The organism is Stenotrophomonas sp. GD04145, from assembly GCF_029835135.1.
In the GTDB taxonomy this organism is placed as follows: Bacteria; Pseudomonadota; Gammaproteobacteria; order Xanthomonadales; family Xanthomonadaceae; genus Stenotrophomonas; species Stenotrophomonas maltophilia_P.
On the sequence record NZ_JAODZG010000006.1, the window covers coordinates 117462 to 136629 of the forward strand.

Below are 19168 nucleotides of genomic sequence, written 5' to 3' on the forward strand. Positions count from 1 at the left end.
GCCCCCGGCGGAGCGAAAGCCCGACGGCTCACGCAACAGCTCTCCTAGAACACCCAGTTGGCGACCAGGGAAATCAGATGCAAAAGTACCGCGCAGATATCGATGGCCTAAGATCGATCGCTATCCTGCCCGTGCTCCTTTACCACACAGGCATACCGCTCATCACCGGCGGGTACGTCGGTGTGGACATTTTTTTCGTGATCAGCGGCTTCCTGATTACAGGAATCCTCCTGAGAGATTTTGATAACAACACCTACAGTGTTCTATCGTTCTACGAACGGCGCATCAGAAGAATATTTCCTGCTCTTGCAGTCGTGGTGTTCTTCACGATCATCTGCGCACCTTTTATCTTGCTCCCCAGCGAGTTCGAGCCATTCGGACGCGACGTCGCGTCGTCCCTGCTATTTGTCGCAAACATCAATTTCTGGCTGCAGTCGGGATACTTCTCCCCTGTCTCCGAGGCCAAGCCGCTCCTGCACATGTGGTCGCTGGGTGTCGAGGAGCAATTTTATCTGATCGCGCCCCTCGCACTCTTTGTGACCGTCAAGTATGCGCGTCGATATCGACTGGCGATAACGCTGATGGCTATCGGTCTTTCACTGGGCGCCTGCATCTATCTCACACCGCGATCGCCCTCGGCAGCCTTCTATCTCCTGCCTACGCGCGCGTGGGAACTTCTGGTGGGTTCGGCACTGGCCATCTACATCTCGACCCGAGACAATCCTGCTCCAACGCGGGCTTCTGGATTGATCGGCGCCATAGGACTGGCGCTGACCATGGCTCCAGTGTTTGTCTATGACAAGTCGACTCCCTTCCCTGGCTATGCGGCCATCGCGCCAACCGCAGGCGCGGCCATGCTGATCTATGCTGGGCCCAGCAGCTTCACTGGACGATTGCTCAGCACAAGGCCGCTGGTCTTTATTGGCCACATTTCCTACTCCCTGTACCTCTGGCATTGGCCAGTAATCACCCTGTTTAGGAACGTGGGCTGGCTCGAAAGCGGCTTGGGCAAGGCAATCGTCATCCTTCTGTCGTCCCTGCTTGCATGGCTCACGTGGCGGTTTGTTGAATCGCCCACCCGCGATCGCACGAAGATCGGCAGCAGAACGCTTTTCGTAAGCGTAGCCTCCTCGACCGCGATCTTGCTATTCGTCTCGGCAATCTATTCCTCTCTCGGAGGATGGCCGGGCCGGCTACCGGCCTCGACGGTCGCGTTTGACGCCGCCAGGAACGATTACAGTCCAGACCGGGCTCGATGCCATTTCGACGGCGGCCTCCCTGACTATTCTTCAGCTTGCGTGCTTGGTCCCAAGAACGGCCTCAAGGTGGCAGTGTGGGGAGATAGCCATGGTGTAGAGATGGCGAAAGCTATCAGTGAGCAGGGCTTTTCCGTCAGGCAGCTCACCTATTCATCCTGCCCGCCCAGCTCCAACGGCGTAGGTACGAGTAATCGCCCTCAGTGCAGTGACTGGAACAAGCAAGTTGCCAAAAGCCTCGCCGATGACAAGTCAACCGGCGTCGTAGTTCTATCGGCATACTTTGAATCACCGGTGTCACGCTCGGCGTCCAGGCAGAACGAGCTTGCCAGGACGGCGTCGTTCCTCAGAAGTGCCGGAAAGCATGTCATTGTAATTGGACCATTCCCAATGATCAGCCAGCGCACTGACTTGCCAACTTATCTTGCACGCGGCGGGAGCGCCGAGCACATCATCCAACTCGATGGGATGAAAGAACTTGAGAGCACGCTGTCGAAGTCGGCAACATTGTATTCCCCTCAAGAGCTCTTTTGCCAACGCGACATATGCAACTTCGCGCCCGGCGGCAACGCCCTACTTTTTGACTCGCATCATCCCAGCATGTCGGCTGCGCGTCTTGCAGCGGCGCAGATAGCACCATTGATTGATGATGTCATTGGGGAATGATAGCGTTGCCGCCCTTTTATCCGTTATTGAGTTGCAGCGACATGGCTGACCAACTGGCGACGTCCCGCAGTTCCTTTGAAGGATGATTCATGAGATCAGCATATTGGGATAACTGGAAAGGGCTCGCCATTGCCGCAGTCGTTACGATTCATGCGTGCAGCGGATTCCCAGGCAGCACAGCAGGATCCGGCGCGGCCACCCAGGAAATGTGGATCAGGCAGCTGACCAACTTCGCAGTCCCATTTTTTTTTGCAGCCGCAGGTTTCTTTGCTCCGAAGGGGCAGATTACCTGCATCAGAGAATTCTATGCTTCCCGGTTGCTGCGAATACTGCCGCCGTATCTGGTCTGGACCACGATCTATGTGGGCGTTGGAGCGTTCCGTGAAGGGATAGATCCAATCACGACACTCAAAGGCTATGTATTCGGAACGGGAATAGGAATCGGCTACTTCGTAATAGTCCTGTGCCAGTTCACTCTTCTAACCCCTTTGCTGCTGAGTCTAAAGAGTCTCACAACGCACTGGATCGTGATTATTTCCATTTCTCTTGTGGGAATCGCATACACATATTATTTTCAGACCATCGAACCCAATACCAGGCTGTCGGGCTTTCCCGCTCATGCTCTGCCCTTCTTTGTCTGGTACCCCTTCTACCATCTCGGACTGGTAGCCGGGTGGCGACGCGATACTTCACGGATTCCGCTCCGCATGATCGTTGGCGCTGTTCTCCTTGCATTCTCCGCTGGACTGCTGGAGAGTAAATACTGGCTTGCGACAATTGGCGGATCTTTCCCATTCTCGCAGCTCAAGGTCTCGAATTTCCTGTACTCAGGAGCACTATTCGCATTGGCTATTCGCCTCGCCGATGCGCAGACGCTGCTGCACAAGGGCGGCGTGCTCACCTGGCTTGGACGCAACTCGTACGCCATTTACTTGATCCATATGTTGTTCCTGCCCTCGATTCTTTCTCTATTGAAGAATTCCTGGCCATGGTCAACAAGCGGCTTGGCGCTCGTACTATCCGGTGCAGTGTTGTGCCTGGCCGTTACGAGTCTCACTGTGTTCCTGCTGAGGAAGCGCCTTCCAGAATCCCCTGCCCGCTATATTCTCGGCTAGGTGCCAGCTGCGCCAACCGCCTGGAGTTGCAGATGGCGAGGCTGTCTGACATGACCAAGCTGGGGGCATCTCGACCGGGTAAGGGCTCCATACCGGGCCGGGATTCGACTGAGAGCCGCATTGCGAGCTCTCAGGAACCGGCCAGAGCACGTATGGCGATGACCCAGCCGCATGGATCCGGCAACATGGAGCGTGAGCCCCATCATCTCATCAGGCGATTCTTGGACTGATCCAGCGGGCTTCATTGTCGGCCTCCCCGCGGGCGGGCGAGCGGCCGGGCGCTACGGCCATCTGTTCCACTTTGCCCGTTCTTCTGTGCTCGAAATCCAGTAGCGCAATCAGGGGCAGATTTTTATCGTGGACTCCGCTAGAATTCCGCCCTACCACCGGACAACCGGTGAGTTCTACAACGCGCCCGTAGCTCAGCCGGATAGAGTAGTGGCTTCCGAAGCCATTGGTCGGGGGTTCGAATCCCTCCGGGCGCGCCATCCTTCCCTGCTCAGGCCATCGATTGTTGGCCCACCGGCACGGCCCCAGAATCAGCAGGCCGCTGATCTTCCACGCTAAGAACTGGAAGCCGGCAGCCGCCGAGCGCAGGTCCAGCGCCACAGGGGCGAGCACACCGGTCCACAGAGCAACGCCGGGCATGGCCCGGCGCTACCGTGGGTGTACGGATCAGTACGTGCCGTCGAAGGCAAAGATCGGCTTGCGCTGCTTCCACGCGCCAGCGGTGAAGTCAGGGAACTCCAGCGTCTGGAAGCCATTGGCAATGGACTGCTCGGACAGCGGGGTGATCGCGCTCCAGGTCACCGCATCGTAGATGTCGATCGGCATCGGCGCCTTGGCCTTCAGTGCCTCGACGAACGCATGGATGACGAACCAGTCCATGCCGCCGTGACCGGCGCTGGCCGCGGTGTCGGCATGCTGCTTCCACAGCGGGTGCTCGTACTGATCCTGGTAGGTCTTGAACTCTTCCCATTGGTGCGGCGGGCTGCGGCCTTCAATGTGGATCGAGTGGTTGACGTCCATCCACAGACCCTTGGTGCCCTGCACGCGGAAGCCCATCGAGTACGGTCGGGGCAGCGAGGTGTCGTGCTGCAGCAGGATGGTCTCACCGTTCTCGCAGGCAAGCGTGGTGGTCACGATGTCACCCAGCTTGAACTTCACTTGGGTGCTGGGGTGGGTGGTGCCACCGCTCTTGGCCACGGTGTACTCGTGCAGGCCGCGTGCCTTGGTCGCGAAAGCGTTGATATGGGTGAAGCGGTTGCCGCGGTTGATGCCGGTGTACATCGCGCACGGGCCGATGCTGTGGCTGGGGTAGAGCTCGCCGTTGCGCTCCACCGAATGCTCGGTGCGCCAACGTGCCTCGCTCCAGCCCTTGGGACCGAACTCCACGCCGCTGTCGTAAGGCTGGCTGGGATCACCGGAGTTGAACTTCACCCCGCGCAGGTCGTGCTGGTAGCCGGCCTGCAGATGCACCAGCTCGCCGAACAGGCCCTGTCGCACCATCTGCAGGGCGGCCATCACATCGCGGCGGTAGCAGACGTTCTCCAGCAGCATGTACGGCGTGCCGGTCGTGAGCTGGGTCTTCAGCACATCCCAGTGGTCCTGCAGGGTGATGCCGGCCACCACCTCGCAGCCTACGGCCACGCCCGCCTGCATGGCGGCGATCGCCATCGGCGCGTGGTATTCCCACGGCGTAGCGATGATCACGCCATCGATGCCCTTCTGTTCCAGAAGGCGCTTCCAGGCGTTGCTGTCGCGATCCTGGCCATAGGTTTTCGGCGCAGGCTTGCCGGCCTTGGTCACCATGTCCACGGCACGACCCAGCATGATCGGCTCGATGTCGCACAGTGCAATGACCTCGACATCGTCGCGGCGCACCAGCTCCTTCAACAGCACCTGGCCGCGCATGCCGGTACCGATCATGGCCAGGCGGAGCGTGCGACCGCGCGCCCAGGCCGGGGTCTGTGGCAACAGGCTGCTGGCGGCGACGGCGGCACTGGCCGCGATGAACTCCCTGCGTTTCATGGCAAACATCTCTCCTCTTGGAAGCGCGCCGGCCGCAACCGGCGCGCTGGATCACTCGAACCTGCTTACTTGAATCGATAACCGATGGTCACACTGTAACCACGGCCGAAGATCGTCGCGTAGTCGCTGGAGTCACCCAGGAAGCTGTTCGGATCGTAGAACGGCAGCCGGTCGAACAGGTTCTTGACGGTGAAGCTCAGGTTCCAGGCGTCGTCAGGGCGCCAGGTGACGCTCAGGTTGGCGGTCCACCAGGACGGCGCGCCGTCGCACTTGCTGGCCTGCAGCGCCAGGTAGCCGGCGGTGCAGGTCTCCTTGTTGTTATCCACTTCATCCACGCGGTCACGGGCCCACTTGGTACCGCCCACATAGTTGACGAACATGCTGGTGGTCACCTGCTTGTAGGTCCAGTCGGCGTTGAGCGTGGCGCGCAGGCGCGGGTTGTTGTAGTAGCCCACCACGTCGCCGTAGTACCAGCCGCTTTCCTCATCCATGTAGTAGCGGTTGCGATTGGCGATGGTGGCGGCCAGGCCCACGTTCAGCCCGCCCCACTCGCCCAGCGAGAAGCGGCTGCGTGCGTCCACGTCGAAGCCGTCGACCAGGGTCTTGCCGCGGTTCTTGTACTGGCCGACCACGCTGGCCACGTTGCCCACGCTGTAGCCGGGCAGAACCGAGGGGCAGCTCACACCGCTGGCCGGGTCGGCGCACATCGCCGCCAGCTGGGCCAGGTTTGCACGATCGGCATCAGTGATCGGCGAACGGGTGGAGGAGATGATGTCGGTGTCACGGCTGAAATCCGGGGCGACGATCTCGTTGTTGCGGTAGATGAACCAGTAGTCGGCCGACACCGACAGCCAGCTGGCCGGCTCGTAGACGAAGCCCAGGGTGGCGATCTTGGCCTTCTCCGGCTTCAGGTCCTGGTTGGGCTGGGTCATGCGGGCCACGGTGCGGCTGCAATCGACGTTGGCCAGGCTCTTGCCCAGGTCCACGTCACCGGCGCGCTGCGACTGCCGCAACAGGTCGGCGATCGCGTTGGTCTCGGCGCAGCGCACCTCATCGCGGTAGCCACCGAGCTGGGCGAACACGCCACCGCTGCCGGACTCGGCCAGGCTCGGCGCACGGAAGCCGGTCGAATAGGTGCCGCGCAGCATCAGTTGATCGAATGCCTGGTACTTGAAGCCGATCTTCGGTGCGACGTTGGCGCTGAAGTTCGGGTATTTGTCCACGCGGACCGCGGCATCCAGTTCCAGCTTGTCGGTGATCGGCGCCACCGTTTCGGCGAACAGTGCATAGGTGTTGCGCGCACCGTCGAACCACGACCCGCCCTGCTGGGTGATCAGGCCGGCGGCTGCGTCGGCATTGCCCGGCGTGTAGAAGGTTTCGCGGCTGGCATTGAAGCCGAACGCGGCGCGCATCTCACCGGCCGGCAGCTGGAACAGCGGGCCTTCGATCCTGCCGTCCAGGGTGTGCAGGCGCGTCCAGGACTGGATGTCGAAGGTCGGGAACGCCTCGCGGATCAGCGCTGCGTTGGCTTCGCTGATCTCACCGAACTTGTATGCCGGATGGTCGGAAATGATCACCCGCCCGGTACCCGGATCCACCGAGTAGGGGCCGAAGGCCTTCTCGAAGCCCTTCAGGTTGACGTTGATGGTCTGGTAGGTGGTGGAGTGCGTGCCGGCGGTGGCGAAAGCAGTTTCCCAGTTCCAGTCACCCATGTTGCCACGTGCACCGGTCAGCACGCGGTAGCTCTTGTCGGTGTTGCGCTGGCCGAAGTAGTTGGCGCCGGCATCCTGCAGCAGGTACTGCAGGCCGACTACGCCGCCCATCATCGCCTTCAGTTCAGGGCTGGCGTGGTTGTACTCGTTGTTCGGCCCCAGGTAGGGATACAGGAACTGGTTGACCGTAGTGCCGGTATCGCGGGAGAACCAGCTGGTCGGGTTACCGGTGGTGGTGCCATAGCTGCGGGGTGTACCGCCATTGGCACGCAGATCGATGTCGGTGTAGGTCGCCTCGGCGAAGATTTCGGTCGAGTCGCCCACCAGGAAGGTGCCATTGAGGTAGGCGGTGTTGCGCTCGGACTTGGCGCCGGCGTCGATCTCGTTGTTCATCCAGGTCTCCCAGACACAACGCGGACCGGCGGCCTCGCCCTGCAGCACGTTCTTGCACCCCGGTGCGGCCTCCTGCACGCGGCGGCCGGTGACCGGATCGAAGGCGAAGTAACTGCCCGGGTTGAACTCACCCGGCTTGCTGCCCACGCCCAGGCGCAGGTTCGTCAGGTAATTGGGATTGTTGACGTAGTACTGCTCGGGACGCTTGTCGTAGAAATCACGCAACGGGATCGCGTCACGGCGGTACATGTTGACCGCACCGTAGATGTTGAAGCGGTTCTCGGCCAGGTCGCCGAAGCCGGCGGTGATGCTGGCCTGGCGCTCACCGTAGGAGTCGATGCGCGATGACGTATCGTTGGTGAAGTTGATCTCCGCGCCCTGGAAGTTGCGTTTGGTGATCACGTTGATCACACCGGCCACGGCGTCGGTGCCGTACACCGCCGAAGCACCGTCGGTAAGCACTTCCATGCGTTCGATGGCGGCAGCCGGGATCGCATCGATGTTGACGAACTGGGTCTGGAAGCCGGCGGGTGCGCCGTAGTACGACAGGCGACGACCGTTCAGCAGCACCAGCGTGCCCTGTGCGCCCAACCCACGCAGATTGGCCTGCGAGGCACCGTCGGAGCCGGTGAACAGCGAGCGCGAATCCTGCTGCGCCGGGCGGGCAGCCGGCAGGTTGTCGAGCACCTGCAGCAGCGTACGCGCACCCATGTTCTGGATGTCCTGCTTGCTGATGACCTGGACCGGCGAAGCGGTTTCCACATCGGTACGGCGGATGTTGGAGCCGGTGACCTCGATGCGGGCCAGGTCGGTGGCGTTGTCCTTGCTGTCCTGCGCAGCGGCAGGCAGGGCGACCGAGAGCAGCGCGCCGGCAATGGCCAGCGTCAGCGGAGCGATCGTGCGACAGGGGGGGCGGCGGTAGCGTGCGGGCAACATCGGGGTTCTCTCCTGGCAGGGGTGCGGCGCGAATGTGGATCAGCGGGCAAAACGCTCCCGGGCCACGGCCAGCAGGCCGCAGTCGGTATGGGCGGGGGAGGAGCGGTGTTACGAAGGGGTCATGGGGCGACGATGCTGGCGGAGTCGCCCTCCTGGCCGATCAGCACGGCGTTGGCCCAGTTGGCACAGACCTGGGCGGGTTGACTGCCCTGCGCACCCAGCGTGCGCAGGCTCAGGGTGGTAAGGCCACGGATGTCCAGCTCCGGCTTGACCACACCGGGCGCCTTCACCAGGCCGCTGTCGTAGAGCAGGCGGTTGTCGCCCCAGACCTGGAACTGCAGGCCGCCTGCGCTTCGGCAGGCATCATCGATGCCCAGATCCGCACGCAGCAGACGCCAGCCGCCCTGCAGACGCAGGTCGATGCGGCTGTTCGCGCCCACTCCCAGGCCACGGCGGAACTGCAGGCCGTTCATGCGCATGCCGGCCTCGCCACGGAACGCCTGGTCGGCGCGCACCTGGCTGGCCAGCGCGGCCGGCACCGGCAGCTCGGAGAGATAGCGCTGCCGGGCCGGTCGCTCCGGTTCCTGGTGCTCGAGGATGTGGAAGGTGGACAGCGCGATCGGGCCGACATCGCGTGGCTGCAACGCGTCGAACGCGCGGGCGCTGCCCTGTGCCGCAGTGACCATCGGGTCGGTGCTGCTGGCGCCGTCACCTTCGGGGTTCTGCACGCTCAGCACCCGGAAACGCAGCAGGCGACCCGCGTGTGCGGGGAAGTCGATGCGCTGCATTCCTTCCTTCAACTGCAGCCGGCCCCGGGCGATCGGCTCGCCCCATTCGCCATTGCTGTCGCCCAGGTACACCTCGTAGTCGCGGACCTGGCCATGCTTCCAGTTCTTGTCGTTGCGTGGCGCCAGCTCGATGCCGTCGATCATCCGGCGCTCACCGAAGCCGACCACCCATTCGTGGGCGCCGGTGCGCACGGCCTGGTTGCGCACGCTGCGGAACCAGGTGGCCGGGTCATCGTCGAACGCGTTCTCCAGCGGATGGCCAGGCTCTTCCGCCGGGCGGTTGACCACCAGCAGGCTGTCGGCCGGCAGCTCGCGGCCGAGCACCGGCGCGGCCGGATATGCATCGTCCGCAGCGGCGGCGGTCACGGCGAAGTCCAGCTGCACCTGCAGTGGCTGGCGGATATCCTGCGTGGCGGTACGCACATGGACGGTGCCGCCACGCTCACGGGCATCGAAGTACCAGCCTTCGTCGGCACCGTTGAAGGCTGCCGCGTCGGCCAGCGCGGGCAGCACACGGGCGCCGGCCTGCACTGCGCGCGGGGCCTGCCGGCTCAACACGCGCAGGCCGTAGCGACGCTGCGCCAGCTGGCCCTGGTAGGTGCCCTGCACGGCCGCGATCTGCACCTGGACCGGGCCACTGCCCTGTGCCGGCGCCTGCACGCGGATCTGCTGCGTGCTCGATTCGCCCTGCTGGTAGCGGCGGGTGTTGCCGTCGTCTTCGTACAGCGTGTACTGCGATTCGCCCTGCGGATAGAGATCGAAGGTGACCTCGTCCAGCGGCTTCTCGCCATCGAACAGCATCGACGGATACATCGGCAGGATGGCCCCGGCGCGCACGAACACCGGCAGCGTGGCAAGGTCGACCTGGCGGTCGAGCTGACGGCCCTCGGCGCTGGCCTGCACGCGGCGGCCGTCCCAGTAGTCGATCCATCCACCGGCCGGCAGATGGATGTCGCGCCGCCAGCCACGGCTGGCCGCCTGGCTGCGGTAGACCGGTGCGATCAGCAGATCACGGCCAAGCAGGAACTGATACTTGTAGGTTTCGTCCTGCGCGTGCGGATCGCGCGGGTAATCCCACATCAACCCACGCACCGGCGGCGCGCCGGTCTGCGCAGCGTCGTGCACCAGCCCGTACATGTACGGCGTCAGCCGCATCTTCAGTTTCAGATAATCGCGGTTGATGCTGCGGTAGGGTTCGTCGTACCACCACGGGTGCTTGCGCGCGTTCGACGACCAGCCACTCATGCCCATCAGTACCGGAGTGAAGGCCTTCCACTGCAGGTCACGGGTGTAGGTCTCGGCGCTGCCGCCGAAGATCGCATCGACATCGCCACTGGCATAGGCCATGCCGGACAATCCCGAGCCGACCAGGGTCGGCACGTGCCAGCGGATGTAATCCCAACTGCTGCTCTGGTCACCGGTCCAGGCAACCGCGTAGCGCTGGATGCCGGCCCAGCCCATCACCGTCCACAGGAAGGGACGCGAATCGGAATTGTCGACGATGCCATTGAACGCCTGGCGGTTGGCGTCCATCGCGAACTGATAGCCCTTGCCGGTCCAGGCCACATCCAGCTTCTGTACACGGCTGCCGGCCTTGCCGACTTCCCAGGCGATCTTGTCGACACCGTTCTCCGTCCACAGGCCGGTGCGGAAGCCGTATCCGGCCAGACCCTTCACCGTCTCGGGCAACTGCTTGTAGCCGCAGCCATAGCCGTCGTTGGGCAGGATCCAGCCACCGGGCATGTCGTGTGCCCGGTACTGCTTGGCCACGCTGTCGACCACGTCAGGCGTGGTGCCGGTCGGGCCATCGCTCCAGCCCTCAGGCACGGTGCCCGGCTTCTTCGCGTTGTCGCCGTCGTTGTAGCAATCGGCATCGCCATAGGACAGCGCCCAGCGCGCGACCATGTTGGGGCGGCCGGTCAGCTGCGTGTAGCGCTCGATCAATGCCGGCAGATCGGCACCGACGAAGTAGTAGGCGTCGAAACGATCTTCGCGATGCAGCAGGGTGGACTGATCGGGCTGGCGCAGGTCGTAGCTGCCGTCGCTCCACGTATTGCGCAGCATGCCCCAGCCGCGGCTGCTCAGCAGCATCGGCGCCGGGCTCGGTCGATCACCCTCTTCCCAGCCGCCGGAGTAGGACACCTCAAGCTCGCGTCCCTTGAACTGGTAACGGCCGTTCTGCTGGCCGCCGCCGAAGAAACCTTCGTCGGGCTGCGACGAGAGTACCTGCACGCTCTGTGCAGCATCCAGGTCCAGCGGCTGCAGCTCCTGCCACAACGCAGTGGGCTGGCCATTGTCCAGACGCTCCAACCGCAGGCGCAGCGGCTGGCGCTGTACGTGCAGCACGAGTGCGCCGGTGCGCAGACGGATCTCCTGCGCATCTTCTTCCAGCTGTGCCTGCACGTCGGCACTGGGCTGGGGCAGCACGATCGGCGCGGCCTTGTCGCCGGCTCCGGTCAGTACCCCCTTGCGCCCCGCCTGCACACGGACAATGTCGGCAGCCGGCAGTTCGATGCGCACACGCGCGCCGGTGTCGGTCTGCAGGTCCCAGGCGGGCGTGCCCGCCTTGCTGGCGGTGACCGAGCGCAGGTTGCCGATGGGTTCGGCGTGGGCCGACATGGACGCCAGCAGCAGTACCGGCAACAGGGCCAGCATCAGCGGCGAGCGACGAATGCAGATTTCCACGCGGACTCCCAACCCGTTCACCGGGCGTTTCGAAAGCGGTTGGGCCGACTCTAGGGCAGGGATTCGAAAGATGTCAACAAATGGAAAGCAAAAAGTAAGATAAGTTCGACTGAAACGAAAGGTGATGCGGCGCAGTACTTTGTGTAATCGCTTGCACCCCCCTGTTAAGCTTGGTGCGATACGGCATTCTTCGATTCCTTTCGTTTTGGACGATTGCGGTCTACCAGAAACGCCAAGCGCTCTTTATCTTTCTTTTTGCTTTCGGTATTTGACATTTCGAAAGAAAACGCAGATCGTGCGATGGCCCAACTGGAACCTCCGAATGGACGTCACCCTGCTTTCCGATGTGTCCGCCTGGCAGCGCCGGGGCGGAGCCGATACCGCTACTGAAATCGCCCAGCAGCCAGCACTGTGGGACGCGCTTGCACAGGATCTGCTGCAGGCCCGCGAACGCCTGCAGGCCTTCCTGGGCGACCGCCTCGACAATCCCGATCAGCGCGTGTTGTTCACTGGCGCCGGTAGTTCCGGCTTCATCGCCGAGATGGTGGCCGATGCGATCAACGCGCAGTGGGCCGCTGACGTCCGTGTGGTGCATACCACCAGCCTGCTGACCCATCCGGCGCTGTATCTGCAACGCGACCGCCCCACCCTGCTGGTTTCGTTCGGCCGCAGTGGCTCCAGCCCGGAAAGCGTGGCAGCGGTGGACCGTGTGCGCAGCGACGTGGATGACGCACGCTTCCTCGACATCACCTGCAACGCTGATGGCGAACTGGCCCGGCGCGGTGCCGGCCGTGCCGATACCTGCACCCTGTTGATGCCGTCGGCCAGCTGCGACCGCGCCTTTGCGATGACCAGCAGCCTGACCTGCATGCTGCTGGCCGCGCTGACCGTGTTCGACCGCTCACCGTGGCAGACGCGGGTGGCACGCCTGACGCAGCTCGCTGCGCTGGCCCGCGAAGGCCAGGCGCAGTGGGATGCACCGGTGGCCGCGCTGGCACAGCGCCCCTTCAACCGCGTCATCTATCTGGGCAGCGGTCCGCTGGAAGCGCTGGCGCGCGAGTGCGCGCTGAAGGTGCTGGAGCTGACCGCCGGCCGCGTGCTGGCGCTGGCCAACACGCCGCTCGGTTTCCGCCACGGCCCGAAATCCACGCTGGATGGCAGCACCTTGGTGATCGTGCTGCGCAGCGTGCAGCCGCTTGCACGCCGCTACGAACAGGACCTGCTGGACGAGCTGCGCCGCGACGGCGTGGCCGGCCAGGTGCTGGCCATCGGCCCGCATTCGGACATCGGTGCCGACGATGACTACACCCTCGCCATACCCGTCCTGGAGCCGGTTCTGGATGATCCCTGGCTGGCGCCGGTGTGGCTGGCCTTCGGCCAGCTGTTCGCACTGCAGCGCTCGGCCGCGCTGGGGCTGACCCCGGACAATCCGTTCCCCGACGGCACGGTGAACCGCGTGGTCAAGGGTGTCACCATCCACCATGGCTGAGTTGATCGCCCATGCCTGCTACGGCATCGATATCGGCGGCACCAAGATCGAGCTGGTGGCGTGCGATGCGGCGATGCAGGTCACCTGGCGCCGCCGGGTGGCCACTCCGCAGGGTGACTACGATGGCTTTCTGCGGTCGGTGGTGGCGCTGGTCGCCGACGCCGACGCCGCACTGGGCCGCAACGATGCGGCCATCGGCATCGCGCTGCCCGGCGTGCGTGACCGCCGCACGGGCCGCCAGCTGAGTGCCAACGTGCCGGCGCTGACCGGCCACAGTGTGGCGGCCGACCTGCAGGCACGCCTGCAGCGTCCGCTCCATTTCGGCAACGACCTGCAGTGCTTCGCCTTGTCCGAAGCCCATGGCGGCGCAGCCGACGGCTACCCCAGCATGTTCGGCGCGATCCTCGGCACCGGCGCCGGTGGCGGCTTCTGCCTGCAGGGCCGCCTGCTGTCCGGCTTCAACGGCCTGGCCGGGGAATGGGGGCACTGGAGCGTGCCGGGCCACCTGCTGCAGCGTCACGGCCTGCCGTTGATCGACTGCGCGTGCGGCCTGCAGGGCTGCGTTGAGCGCTATGTATCCGGCAGCGGCCTGGCGATGATCGAACGCCACCTGGGCGGCGCGGCCGTCGATGCCAGTGCGGTGATCGCACTGGCCGAAGGCGGCGATGCGCGTGCACGCAGCGCGCTGGACATCCACCGCGACCTGCTCGGCCACAGCCTCGCTGCGCTGGTGCTGGCCCTGGACCCGCATGTGATCGTGCTCGGTGGCGGCCTCTCGCAGTACACCCCGCTGTACCAGCAGCTGCCGGCGGCAATCGCTGCCCATCTGTTCAACGGCGTGCAGGTGCCGCCGATCGTGCCCCCGCGCTTCGGCGATGCCGGTGGCGCCCGCGGTGCCGCGCTGCTTGCCTGCCAACCCTCGTTTTCCTGATTGTCCGGAGCATGACCATGTCCCCGTTGCAGACCCTGCTTGCCTCCCACCGCGCCGGCCACAATGTGGGCCTGTACAGCGTCTGCTGCAGCAACGAACAGGTGCTGCGCGCGGCCATGCACGTGGCACTGGCACACGACACGGTGCTGCTGGTCGAAGCCACCTCCAACCAGGTCGACCAGTTCGGCGGCTACACCGGCATGACGCCGCCGCAGTACCGCGACTATGTCGGCACGCTTGCGGATGAGGAAGGCTTTCCGCGCACGCGGCTGATCCTGGGCGGCGACCACCTCGGTCCGAACGCCTGGCAGAAGCGCCCCGCCGCCGAAGCGATGGCCCACGCGCGCGTGCTGATCGAAGCCTACGTGGCCGCCGGCTTCCACAAGATCCATCTGGACTGCAGCATGTCCTGCGCCGACGATCCGGTGCCGCTGCCTGATGCCACCGTGGCCGCGCGTTCGTCGGAACTGGCGACGATCGCCGAGCGCACGGCTGCCCGGCTCGACCTGCCGGCGCCGGTGTACGTGATCGGCACCGAAGTGCCCGTTCCCGGCGGCGAAGCCTCGCTGGCCGGTGGCCTGCAGGTGACCACGCCGGCAGCCGCCGCGCAGACCCTGGCCATCCACCAGCAGGCATTCGATACCCCCGAACTGCGCGATGCCTGGCAGCGCGTGATCGCGATGGTGGTGCAGCCGGGCGTTGACTTCGATCACAGCAGCGTGCACGAGTACGACCCGGTCGCCGCCAACGCGCTGGCCGACTTCCTCGAGCAGCAGCCGCGCATCGTGTTCGAGGCGCACTCCACCGACTACCAGCGCGAAAGCGGACTGCATGCGCTGGTCCGCGATCATTTCGCGATCCTCAAGGTCGGCCCCGCCGCCACCTTCGCCTATCGTGAGGCGCTGTTCGCGTTGGCAGCGATCGAACAGGCGCTGCTGCCGGCTGCGCAGTGCTCGCGCCTGCCACAGGTGCTGGAGGAGGTGATGGTGGCGCAGCCGAAGTACTGGCAGCCCTACTACCAGGGTGACGAGGCGACACTGCGCCTGTTGCGCAGTTATTCCTTCAGTGACCGCTGCCGCTACTACTGGGGCGAACCGGCACTGCTGCGCGCCGTGCAGACGCTGCTCTCCAACCTGGAGCAGCACACGCCACCGTTGGTGCTACTGAGCCAGTACCTGCCGGAGCAGTACCGCGCCGTGCGTGACGGCCGCCTGGCCAACACGCCGACGGCCCTGGTGCAGCACCGCATCGGCCAGTGTCTGGGCGAGTATGCCCGCGCCTGCAGCGCCAACCAGGCAGGCAAACGCGGTCAGGAAACACGATCCGCTGCCGGCATTGCTGCGAACGGCTAATCTCTACCCCTCACAGCAGACCCGAGACTCCGCCATGCGCAACACCCGCTCCCGCCGGCAACAGATCCTGCAGCTGCTGATCGAGCACGGCTCGGTGCAGGTGGCCGATCTGGTCGAGCGCTTCGGCGTGTCCGCGGTGACGATCCGCGCCGACCTGACCCACTTCGAGTCGCAGGGCCTGGCCAACCGCACCCACGGTGGCGCCAATCTGGTGCGCACGCCTCCGCAGGAGCAGGACATCCATGAAAAGGATGCGCTGAATCTGCCCCTGAAGGAGTCCATCGGCGCCTGCGCGGCGAACCTGGTGCAGGCCGGTGACAACATCATCATCGACTCCGGTTCGACCACCATGACGCTGGCCCGCCATCTGCGTGGCCGCCGCGATGTGACGGTGATGACCAATGGCCTGAACATCGCGTGGGAACTGGCCAATGCTGCCGGCATCAATGTGCTGCTGACGGGCGGGCTGCTGCGTCAGCAGTCGCTGTCGCTGCAGGGCAGCCAGGCCGAGGCCAGCCTCAATTCCTACAGCTTCGACACCCTGTTCCTGGGCGTGGACGGATTGGACCTGCAGTTCGGCCTGACCACCCACGATGAGGCGGAAGCGCGCCTCAACCACCGCATGGTCGAGCGCGCGCGGCGCATCGTCGTGCTGACCGACGCCTCCAAGTTCGGCCGTGTCAGCCTGCATCGCATCGCCCGCCTGGATCAGATCCATACCGTCATCACCGACGCCGGCATCGACGACGCAACCCGCGAGGGCCTGCAGCGGCTGGGCATCGAAGTGATCATCGCCGAGCCGCCCGCATGACCGACACCCGTTCCCTGCATGGCCGCATCCTCACCCCGCTGGGGTGGCGACGTGGCCATGTCCACTTCGACTCGCATGTGCACCAGCTGCAGGTGGACGACCACAGCGGCGGTGATGACCCGCAGCTGCAGGTGATCCTTCCCGGTTTCATCGATCTGCATGTGCACGGCGCTGCCGGTGTAGACCTGATGCAGGGCGGCGACGTCGCCCGCACCATCGCCCGCACCCACCTGCGCTTTGGTACCACCACCCTGCTGGCGACCACCATGACCGCCGGCCTGGACGAGATCGAGTACGCCCTGCAGGGCGTGGCCGCCACCATGGCAGCACCGGACGACGAGGCCGCATGCATCGCCGGCGTGCATCTGGAAGGGCCGTTCATCAGCCCTCAGCGCCTGGGCGCACAGCCCAACCGTACGATCGAGGCGACGCTGGCGCTGGTGCAGCAGCTGCATGCGCTGGCACCGATCCGGGTGATGACGCTGGCGCCGGAGATCGGCGAACACACGGCGCTGATTCCTGCGCTTTCGGCGATGGGCATCCGTGTCCAGCTCGGCCACAGCGCGGGTACTTACGAAGAAGGTGTAGCCGCTCTGCAGGCGGGTGCATCCGGCTTCACCCATCTGTTCAACGGCATGACCGGCGTCGATCACTATCGCCCGGGCATCGCGGCGGCGGCGCTCGCCCATGCACGTTACGCCGAGATCATTCCCGACCTGCAGCACATCCATCCCGGCGTGATCCGCCTGGCCGCGCGCGCGATTCCGCGCCTGTACGCGGTGACCGACGCTACGGCCGCCACCGGCATGCCGGATGGCGAGTACGCGCTGGGCGAACAGCGCGTGCACAAGTGTGGCGGTTGCGTGCGGCTGGCGACCGGTTCGCTGGCCGGCAGCGCGCTGACCATGGACCAGGCACTGCGCAACCTGATGCGTGTCGGCCTGGATCTGGCCGACGCCTCGCAGCGCGTTTCCACGTTCCCGGCCGACTACCTGGGCCTGGGCGATCGCGGTCGCATCGCGCCCGACGCCCGCGCCGATCTGGTGGTGCTGGACGCTGGACTGCGCCTGCAGCAGGTGGTGGTGGGTGGCCGGGTGGTCGAGCTGCACTGAGCAACGTCCCTGCCGTAGAGCCACGCATGGCGCGGCGCCACAGAACGCAATCTGCGAAGAACCGCCGCCGGGCAGGGCCCGGCGCTACCACAGGAACTGCCGATGACTGCAAGCACCGCTCCGCGCTGGCCCGTACGCTATCTGCTCTTCATCGGCGGCCTCGGCGGCCTGCTGTACGGCATCGATATCGGCATCATTGCCGGTGCCCTGCCCTATCTGGAAGCGACCGCCAGCCAGGCCTGGCAGCTCAGCAGCCAGCAGCTGGGATTCGTCGTTGCAGCCGTTCTGCTGGGCAGTGTGCTGTCCTCACTGTTTGCCGGCATGGTGGCCGACCTGATCGGACGCCGCGGCGCGATGCTGCTGGCTGGCGTTCTGTTCACCGCCTCCATTCCCATCATGGCGCTCGCTTCGGGCTACACGCCGCTGCTGCTGGGCCGACTGCTGCAGGGCATCAGCGGCGGCCTGATCGGAGTGGTGGTACCCCTGTACCTGGCCGAGGTGCTCAGTCCGGAGCGGCGTGGCCGGGGTGCAGCGATGTTCCAGCTGCTGCTGACCATCGGACTCGTGCTGGCGGCGCTGATCGGCCTGTACCACGCCCAGGCCGTGGATGCCGCTGCCGAAACCGTGCGCTCGCTGCCGCTGGCACAGCAGGCGCAGGAACTGTTCGCCGTGAAGGACCATGCGTGGCGGACCATCTTCTGGAGCTGCCTGACGCCGGGCCTGGTGTTCTGTGCCGGCATTTTCTGGCTGTCGGAGTCGCCGCGCTGGCTGGTCCGCCGTGGTCGGGTGGACGACGCCCGTCGCAGCCTGCTGCGGGTGCTGCCCGCCGCCGAGGTCGAGCCCACGCTCGCGCGCATCCAGGCACCGGAATCCAGTGGCACGAACGGCAGGCGTGATCCGCTGCTCAGCCGCCGCTACGTGGTGCCGTTCGTGCTGGCCTGCGTGGTCCTGGCCTGCACCCAGGCCACCGGCATCAACTCGGTGCTCGCCTATGCGGTGAACATCCTCAACCAGGCGGGCCTGTCCGGTTCGGTGGCCAATGGCGCCGACGTGGCGATCAAGCTGCTCAATGCGGTGATGACCGTGGTCGCGCTGCTGCTGGTCGATCGCAAGGGCCGCAAGTTCCTGCTGATGCTCGGCAGCGGCGGTATCTGCGTGGCGCTGCTGGCCGCCGCCACCCTGTTTTTCCAGGCCGAACGCGGCCGCGCCGATGTGCAGCCGCAGCTGCAGGCCGCAGCCAGCGGCGATGGCCTGCATCTGGTACTGGACGAGGCACAGTGGCAACGCCTCACTGACGGCATCGACAGCGAAGGCCGTCCGATGCAGCTGACCGTGTCCTACGCCTATGGCGATTTTACCAACGTGCGCGCACTTCGCAGTGACAACCTGATCGATCGCGAGCTGCGCATCGACCGTGCCGGCACCGTGCAGCCGGACAGCGTCATCGGCGCCTTCTTCCGCACCCTGCACCTGAATCCGTTCGCAGATCCGGCCGGCGCAGCGCACGCACCGCTGCGCATCGAGCAGGCGCGGATCGGACCGGTGCCAACGCCCGCCCACGGCTGGGCGGTGGCCGCCTGCATCCTCGTGTTCGTTGCCTTCTTCGCGGTGGGCCCTGGCGTCTGCGTATGGCTGGCACTGTCCGAGCTGATGCCCAACCGGATCCGCTCCAATGGCATGAGCATCGCGCTGCTGATCAATCAGTTCGTGTCCACCACCATCGCCGCGCTCTTCCTGCCGACCGTGGGCCACTATGGCTACGCCAGCATGTTCCTGTTCTGGGCGGCATGCACATTCGTGTTCTTCCTGGTGGCTGCGTTCTGGCTGCCAGAAACCAAGGGCAGGTCGCTGGAGGAAATCGAGGCCAGATTCGCGACCAGGCAGCGCTGAG

11 protein-coding genes and 1 tRNA gene are annotated in these 19168 nt (G+C 65.0%); 9 read left to right on the forward strand and 3 right to left on the reverse strand.

Features of this window, described 5'->3' with window-relative positions:
• Nucleotides 1-77: 77 nt before the first annotated feature.
• The 3 genes from N7367_RS05515 (at nucleotide 78) to N7367_RS05525 (ending at nucleotide 3525) form a co-directional block, all read left to right on the forward strand.
• Nucleotides 78-1922, forward strand: coding sequence for an acyltransferase family protein (locus N7367_RS05515; RefSeq protein WP_279941902.1), 1845 nt, complete (start codon nucleotides 78-80; stop codon nucleotides 1920-1922).
• Between the two features lie 89 nt (nucleotides 1923-2011).
• Entirely contained in the window at nucleotides 2012-3037 is a 1026-nt protein-coding gene (locus N7367_RS05520) for an acyltransferase family protein (protein ID WP_279941903.1), read from the forward strand.
• A 411-nt stretch (nucleotides 3038-3448) separates the two neighbouring features.
• Nucleotides 3449-3525: transfer RNA gene (locus N7367_RS05525), tRNA-Arg, on the forward strand.
• A gap of 187 nt (nucleotides 3526-3712) precedes the next feature.
• On the opposite strand, the gene N7367_RS05530 is transcribed toward N7367_RS05525, so the two are convergent.
• The 3 genes from N7367_RS05530 to N7367_RS05540 all read right to left on the reverse strand — a co-directional run bounded on the left by N7367_RS05530 (nucleotide 3713) and on the right by N7367_RS05540 (nucleotide 11582).
• Nucleotides 3713-5068: a Gfo/Idh/MocA family oxidoreductase gene (locus N7367_RS05530; RefSeq protein WP_111187265.1), complete on the reverse strand. Its 1356-nt coding sequence runs from the start codon at nucleotides 5066-5068 to the stop codon at nucleotides 3713-3715.
• Nucleotides 5069-5133: 65 nt separating this feature from the next.
• Nucleotides 5134-8109 (reverse strand): TonB-dependent receptor, encoded by a 2976-nt coding sequence (locus N7367_RS05535; protein WP_279941904.1) that lies wholly within the window; start codon nucleotides 8107-8109, stop codon nucleotides 5134-5136.
• Nucleotides 8110-8228: 119 nt separating this feature from the next.
• Nucleotides 8229-11582, reverse strand: a complete 3354-nt coding sequence (locus N7367_RS05540; protein WP_279941905.1) for a TIM-barrel domain-containing protein — start codon at nucleotides 11580-11582, stop codon at nucleotides 8229-8231.
• A 322-nt stretch (nucleotides 11583-11904) separates the two neighbouring features.
• On the opposite strand from N7367_RS05540, the gene N7367_RS05545 reads away from it, so the two are divergent.
• The 6 genes from N7367_RS05545 to N7367_RS05570 all read left to right on the forward strand — a co-directional run bounded on the left by N7367_RS05545 (nucleotide 11905) and on the right by N7367_RS05570 (nucleotide 19167).
• Nucleotides 11905-13071: an SIS domain-containing protein gene (locus N7367_RS05545; protein ID WP_180877107.1), complete on the forward strand. Its 1167-nt coding sequence runs from the start codon at nucleotides 11905-11907 to the stop codon at nucleotides 13069-13071.
• Complete coding sequence (locus N7367_RS05550) at nucleotides 13064-14002, forward strand: ROK family protein (protein ID WP_053518015.1); 939 nt, start codon at nucleotides 13064-13066, stop codon at nucleotides 14000-14002. The genes N7367_RS05545 and N7367_RS05550 overlap by 8 nt, the downstream gene beginning before the upstream one ends.
• 17 nt (nucleotides 14003-14019) lie before the next feature.
• Nucleotides 14020-15354 (forward strand): D-tagatose-bisphosphate aldolase, class II, non-catalytic subunit, encoded by a 1335-nt coding sequence (locus tag N7367_RS05555; protein ID WP_279941908.1) that lies wholly within the window; start codon nucleotides 14020-14022, stop codon nucleotides 15352-15354.
• Complete coding sequence (locus N7367_RS05560; protein WP_269203146.1) at nucleotides 15272-16165, forward strand: DeoR family transcriptional regulator; 894 nt, start codon at nucleotides 15272-15274, stop codon at nucleotides 16163-16165. The genes N7367_RS05555 and N7367_RS05560 overlap by 83 nt, the downstream gene beginning before the upstream one ends.
• On the forward strand, nucleotides 16162-17277 hold the full coding sequence (locus N7367_RS05565; protein WP_279941909.1) for an amidohydrolase family protein: 1116 nt from the start codon (nucleotides 16162-16164) through the stop codon (nucleotides 17275-17277). Before N7367_RS05560 ends, N7367_RS05565 begins: the two co-directional genes overlap by 4 nt.
• A 102-nt stretch (nucleotides 17278-17379) precedes the next feature.
• Nucleotides 17380-19167 (forward strand): MFS transporter, encoded by a 1788-nt coding sequence (locus tag N7367_RS05570; RefSeq protein ID WP_279941910.1) that lies wholly within the window; start codon nucleotides 17380-17382, stop codon nucleotides 19165-19167.
• The last annotated feature ends 1 nt before the right edge of the window (nucleotide 19168 follow it).

Bases quoted from the DNA above. Each gene is read 5' to 3' on its own strand.
- N7367_RS05515 (WP_279941902.1), top strand. From the start codon at position 78: ATGCAAAAGTACCGCGCAGATATCGATGGCCTAAGATCGATCGCTATC.
- N7367_RS05520 (WP_279941903.1), top strand. From the start codon at position 2,012: ATGAGATCAGCATATTGGGATAACTGGAAAGGGCTCGCCATTGCCGCA.
- N7367_RS05530 (WP_111187265.1), bottom strand. From the start codon at position 5,068: ATGAAACGCAGGGAGTTCATCGCGGCCAGTGCCGCCGTCGCCGCCAGC.
- N7367_RS05535 (WP_279941904.1), bottom strand. From the start codon at position 8,109: ATGTTGCCCGCACGCTACCGCCGCCCCCCCTGTCGCACGATCGCTCCG.
- N7367_RS05545 (WP_180877107.1), top strand. From the start codon at position 11,905: ATGGACGTCACCCTGCTTTCCGATGTGTCCGCCTGGCAGCGCCGGGGC.
- N7367_RS05550 (WP_053518015.1), top strand. From the start codon at position 13,064: ATGGCTGAGTTGATCGCCCATGCCTGCTACGGCATCGATATCGGCGGC.
- N7367_RS05555 (WP_279941908.1), top strand. From the start codon at position 14,020: ATGTCCCCGTTGCAGACCCTGCTTGCCTCCCACCGCGCCGGCCACAAT.
- N7367_RS05560 (WP_269203146.1), top strand. From the start codon at position 15,272: ATGCCCGCGCCTGCAGCGCCAACCAGGCAGGCAAACGCGGTCAGGAAA.
- N7367_RS05565 (WP_279941909.1), top strand. From the start codon at position 16,162: ATGACCGACACCCGTTCCCTGCATGGCCGCATCCTCACCCCGCTGGGG.
- N7367_RS05570 (WP_279941910.1), top strand. From the start codon at position 17,380: ATGACTGCAAGCACCGCTCCGCGCTGGCCCGTACGCTATCTGCTCTTC.